The 1583-nt window shown below is 65.1% G+C and carries 2 protein-coding genes and 1 pseudogene; all 3 read left to right on the forward strand.

What is annotated here, in order from left to right:
* Positions 1-159 (forward strand): annotated as a pseudogene (locus EN935_RS42470) (ABC transporter permease); the annotation flags it as partial.
* Complete coding sequence (locus EN935_RS35250; protein ID WP_164757928.1) at positions 156-953, forward strand: ABC transporter ATP-binding protein; 798 nt, start codon at positions 156-158, stop codon at positions 951-953. The pseudogene EN935_RS42470 and the gene EN935_RS35250, both read left to right, overlap by 4 nt.
* Positions 950-1583, forward strand: a 634-nt coding sequence (locus EN935_RS35255) for a dipeptide/oligopeptide/nickel ABC transporter ATP-binding protein (protein WP_164771651.1), incomplete at its 3' end; no start/stop codon positions are given. The genes EN935_RS35250 and EN935_RS35255, both read left to right, overlap by 4 nt.

The raw sequence follows: 1583 nt of genomic DNA on the forward strand, positions 1-1583 counted from the left end.
ACCTGGGGCGGCATGATCGCCGAAGGCCGCACTGTTTTGCGCACCGCACCCTTCCTGTCGATCGTCCCGGGTATAGCGCTGGTGCTGACGGTACTCGGCGTCTATCTCGCCGGTGAAGGCATCGTCGAGACGACAGCGGTCAGGAGAGGCCTGTCGTGACCGCCTTGGCTACGATCCGCGACCTGACGGTGACCTACCGCCGCGACGGCAGCAAGGTGACGGCGCTGAAGGGTATCAGCCTCGACATCGCCAATGGCGAACGCCTCGCCATCATCGGCGAAAGTGGTTCCGGCAAGAGCACGTTGGCACTGGCCATTGCTGGGCTGTTGCCGGCTTCTTCGACGGTCAGCGGAAGAATCGAATGGCCCAACCTTGGCCGCATGCCTCTCGGCGGCAGCGACATCGGCTTCGTCTTTCAGGACCCTTCCGCCAGCCTCGATCCTGTCATGACGACCGGCAAACAAATCGCAGAGGTCGCACGCACCCATCTCGGCCTCACATGGCCACAGGCGTATGCGAAGGCAAAACACCTGCTTGAGCGGGTCCGCCTGCCGGACCCGGACTCAGCCTTGCGCGCCTTCCCGCACCAGCTCTCCGGCGGCCAGAAGCAGCGTGTGGCGATCGCCGCAGCCATTGCGGCCGGTCCGAAATTGCTGATCGCCGACGAGGCAACCAGCGCGCTCGACACCATCGTGCAGGCTGAGATCGTTGCCTTGATCCGACGATTGGTGACCGAGGACGGCATGACGCTGCTGTTCATCAGCCATGACATTGCGCTGGCGGCCGAGCTTGCCGAGCGCATTGCCGTTTTCCGTCATGGCCAACTGGTCGAGCTTGGGACGGCTGCGCAGATTGTCGGCGCCCCAACCCAGCCCTATACGCGCGCATTGCTCGACGCCCATATCGGCCTCGACGCCGAGCCATTGCTGAACCAAGCCGGGCTCCACGCATGAGCCTGCTGGCGGTGTCCAATCTCACCAAACGCTACCGTCGAGGCGACAAGACCATCGCAGCCGTCGACGATGTCTCTTTTCACATCGACCCCGGCGAAACGCTGGCGCTGGCCGGGCCCTCCGGTAGCGGCAAGTCGACGATCGCGCGGCTGGTGCTGCGATTGATCGAGCCGGACGCCGGACGCATCGACTTCGAAGGCGACGATTTCCTGGCCTTGCGCAGCGCAGCACTGCGAGCGCGACGCGCAAGCCTACAGATGGTGTTCCAGGACCCGTTGGCCGCCTTCAACCCGCGCGCCACGGTGGCGCGCGTGCTCGACGATCCCTTGCGCATTCATGGCATCGCCTCCCGCACCGAGCGCCCGCGCCGCATCGCCGGCTTGCTGGAGCGGGTCGGGCTGACGGCTGATCTCGCCCCGCGCGCCATTCACGAAATCTCCGGTGGCCAGCGACAGCGCGTCGCCATTGCCCGCGCCGTCGCGACGAAGCCGGCGCTGATCGTGCTCGACGAGGCGGTGTCGGCGCTCGACGTTTCCGTGCGCGGACAGATCCTCGACCTTTTGCTTGACCTGCAACGCCAGGAACGGATCGCCTATCTCTTCATTTCACATGATCTCGGCGTTATCAGGG

This window comes from Mesorhizobium sp. M7D.F.Ca.US.004.03.1.1 (assembly GCF_003998635.1).
GTDB lineage: Bacteria > Pseudomonadota > Alphaproteobacteria > Rhizobiales > Rhizobiaceae > Mesorhizobium > Mesorhizobium loti.